General features: G+C 64.1%; 4 protein-coding genes. All 4 read left to right on the top strand.

Going from position 1 to position 3,399, the window contains the following annotated elements; genetic code table 11:
• Positions 1-123 precede the first annotated feature (123 nt).
• Positions 124-870 (top strand): ABC transporter permease, encoded by a 747-nt coding sequence (locus AC1D0Z_RS18145; RefSeq protein WP_477659595.1) that lies wholly within the window; start codon positions 124-126, stop codon positions 868-870.
• Entirely contained in the window at positions 867-1,556 is a 690-nt protein-coding gene (locus tag AC1D0Z_RS18140; RefSeq protein ID WP_477659594.1) for an ABC transporter ATP-binding protein, read from the top strand. The genes AC1D0Z_RS18145 and AC1D0Z_RS18140 overlap by 4 nt, the downstream gene beginning before the upstream one ends.
• Complete coding sequence (locus AC1D0Z_RS18135; protein WP_477659593.1) at positions 1,553-2,401, top strand: ABC transporter substrate-binding protein; 849 nt, start codon at positions 1,553-1,555, stop codon at positions 2,399-2,401. Before AC1D0Z_RS18140 ends, AC1D0Z_RS18135 begins: the two co-directional genes overlap by 4 nt.
• A 140-nt stretch (positions 2,402-2,541) precedes the next feature.
• Positions 2,542-3,315 (top strand): molybdate ABC transporter substrate-binding protein, encoded by a 774-nt coding sequence (locus tag AC1D0Z_RS18130; RefSeq protein ID WP_477659592.1) that lies wholly within the window; start codon positions 2,542-2,544, stop codon positions 3,313-3,315.
• Positions 3,316-3,399: the final 84 nt, after the last annotated feature.

The following is a 3,399-nucleotide window of genomic DNA, read 5'->3' as shown; positions in this document are numbered from 1 at the left end:
GCGCAAGCCGCAGCGAAGGCTATACGCCTTCGCAAGGATTGCAACGCTGCCATGGGTGCGAAGACGCGCTTTCATGTTTCGATACTTCCGGGTTGCAGTACCAGTGCCCCGCAGATCTTCCACATGAACACCTTCTCAGACAGCGCCGCCACGGCATTCACGCTCATCACCTCGCTCGATCCCATGCTGGCCAGCATCGTGGCCCGTTCATTGGCCGTGAGTGCCTGCGCCTGTCTCATTGCCTGCAGCGGCGGCCTGCTGCTCGGTGCGTGGCTGGGTGTGTCGCGCTTTCGCGGCCGGGGGGCAGTGTTGGCCTTTCTCAATACGGCGCTGGCCCTTCCGTCGGTGGTGGTCGGGCTGGTGGTGTACCTGTTGCTCTCGCGAACCGGCCCCCTCGGTTTCCTGGGCTGGCTGTTTTCCTTCAAGGCCATGGTGCTGGCGCAGGCCGTGCTGGTGCTGCCGGTCGTCACGGCCCTGGTTCGCCAGACCATTGAAGACGCAGACCGCAGTCACGGCGAGCAGTTTCAGTCGCTGGGTGCGGGGCGCTTCGTGCGCGGCCTTGTTCTTTTGTGGGACGAGCGGTACGCGCTGCTGACGGTGCTGATCGCCGCGTTCGGCCGGGCCATCTCGGAGGTCGGCGCCGTGATGGTGGTGGGCGGCAACATCGATGGCTTCACGCGTGTGATGACGACTTCGATTGCGCTGGAAACCAGCAAGGGCGACCTGCCGCTGGCGCTCGCGCTGGGCATGGTGCTGCTGGGAGTGGTGCTGCTGCTCAACATCCTGATTGCGCTGGTGCGCCGCTGGCGCGAGCAGTTCGACGACCGCCTGCCGGATGTGTCGCTGGCCGCCGGGGGTGCCCAGCCATGACGCAGGTTTTCAACCTGCACGCCATCGGTGTGCAGTTCGGCCAGGTCCACGCGCTCAACGGCTGCAGCCTGCGCATTACGGCCGGCGAAAGACTCGCGCTGGTGGGAGCCAACGGCAGCGGAAAAAGCACGCTGCTGCGAACCTTGAACGGCCTGGTCCGGCCTTCCGCCGGCAGCTTCCAGCACGATGTGCAGCTGCGGCAGGCCATGCTGTTCCAGCGGCCCTACATGTTGCGCGCGAGCGTGCTGAACAACGTAGCGTTGGGACTGTGGCTGGGTGGCGTGCGCTGGAAAGAGGCCAAAGTCCATGCGCTGACGGMCCTGGAACGCGTGGGGCTGGAAGACCTGGCCACACGCAATGCCAAGGCTTTGTCCGGAGGGCAGCAGCAGCGTGTGGCGCTGGCGCGCGCCTGGGCGCTCAAGCCGCAGGTCCTGCTGCTTGACGAGCCTACGGCCAGCCTGGATCCCACGGCCAAGCGCGAGGTGGAGCGCCTGATGGCGGAGTTTGCCGATGCCGGCATGACGCTCATTTTCAGCAGCCACAACCTGGGGCAGGTCAAGCGTCTGGCCAGCCGGGTGATTTACCTTGAGCACGGCCGGCTGGTGGCCGACCTGCCCACCGCGGATTTTTTCAATGGCCCCGTCCCCGCGGCGGCCGAAGCATTTTTAAAAGGAGAGCTTGCATGAACAGTTTGAGCAGGGCGATGCGTGTGTTGAAAGTGATCAGGGCTGCGGCGCTTGTCCCGCTTGCGCTGAGCGCTACTTTTTCGATAGCGCAGACAAATACCATCGTGATGGCATCCACGACCTCGACCGAGCAATCGGGCCTGTTTCCCTACTTGCTGCCGGAGTTCAAAAAAGCCACGGGCATCGATGTGAAAGTGGTGGCCGTGGGCACTGGCCAGGCCATCGACATGGGCCGGCGGGGCGACGCCGATGTGCTCTTTGTGCATGACCAGGTGGCAGAAGAAAAAGTCGTGGCCGAGGGTTTTGCCATCAAGCGCTTTCCTGTCATGTACAACGACTTTGTGCTGGTCGGGCCCGCAGCTGATCCAGCCAAAACCAGGGGCAAGGACATTGTCGAAGCACTGAAAAAGCTCAGTGCGGCGAATGCCAACTTCGTCTCGCGAGGCGACAAGAGCGGCACCCACGCCGCCGAGCTTCGCTACTGGAAAGCTGCAGGCGTTGAAACCCCGGCCGACAAGCCCGCCTTTGCCAATTACAAGGCCTGCGGCTGCGGCATGGGCCCGGCCCYCAATATTGCAGCCAGCAGCGGCGGTTATGTGCTGGCCGACCGCGGCACCTGGCTCTCGTTCAAGAACCGCGGCGACCTGGCCGTGCTGGTGGAAGGCGACACGCGGCTGTTCAACCAGTACGGCGTGATGGTGGTGAACCCCGCCAAACATCCCCAGACCAAGGTGGCGGAAGCGCAGAAATTTGTGGACTGGGTGATTTCGCCCGCAGGCCAGAACGTGATCGCCGGCTACAAGATAGGCGGTGAGCAATTGTTCTTCCCAAACGCAACCAAATGAGTTCCCCCCTGTCCAGGCTCACTGCGTGTAGCTTGTTCCCCCCTCAAGGGGACGGCGCCTGTGGCCCGGCGAAGCCGGTTCCGCGGCCCCTGCTGGCATGGATTGCTGCTGCGCTGGTTGTTTTCTCAGGAGGCCTGACCATGGCGCATGCCCAATCACCCGCGGCATCTGCTGAAGCCGTTGCGCCGCTGCGCGTTTACGCCGCGGGCAGTCTGCGTGAGGCGCTCACCGAGGCGGCCCGTGCCTATGAAACCCGCACGGGTGTGAAAACCCAGCTCACCTTTGGCGCCTCTGGCTTGCTGCGCGAACGCATCGAGAAAGGCGAGCCGGCGCAGGTGTTTGCATCGGCCGATACGCAGCATCCCCAGCGCCTCTATTCCGCAATGGGCAGTGCATGGGCGCAACCCGCGCTCTTCGTGCGCAACCAGCTGTGTGCGCTGGCCGTGCCCCAGCTCAATGCCGAACCCGGCAAGTTGCTCGACCTGATGCTGGATCCCGCCATCAAGCTCGGCACTTCCACGCCCAAGGCAGACCCGTCTGGCGACTATGCGTGGGAAGTGTTCCGCAAAGCGGAAGCACTCAAGCCTGGTGCTTACACGGCACTGGATGCCAAGGCGCTCAAACTCACCGGCTCGGCTGAAGCGCCCCAGCCTCCGCCGGGCCGGAGCACGTACGAGTGGCTGATCACGGAGGGCCGCGCCGACCTGTTCCTGACCTATTGCACCAATGCTGTGGCGGTTCGCAAAGAAGTGCCGCGCATGAACGTCGTGCAGATGCCGCCCGCCCTGCAGGTGAGTGCTGCTTACGGTTTGACAGCGAGAAGCGGCGATGCTGCGGCTGCGCAATTTGCTGCTTACTTGTTGACGCCGGAAGCGCAGGAGGTGTTTCGGCGGTTTGGGTTTGGGGCGCCCTGACAAGACACCCACCCCCGTCCAGTCTCACTGCGTGTAGCCTGTTCCCCCCTCGAGGGGGCGGCGCCTCGGGCCGGCGAAGCCGGA

The organism is Polaromonas sp. P1_E3 (assembly GCF_056405935.1).
The sequence above is the reverse complement of the archived record's forward strand: the minus strand, read 5'-3'. Positions and strand labels throughout refer to the sequence as shown.

Coding starts and splice junctions, on each gene's coding strand:
- AC1D0Z_RS18145 (WP_477659595.1), top strand. CDS start 124: ATGAACACCTTCTCAGACAGCGCCGCCACGGCATTCACGCTCATCACC.
- AC1D0Z_RS18130 (WP_477659592.1), top strand. CDS start 2,542: ATGGCGCATGCCCAATCACCCGCGGCATCTGCTGAAGCCGTTGCGCCG.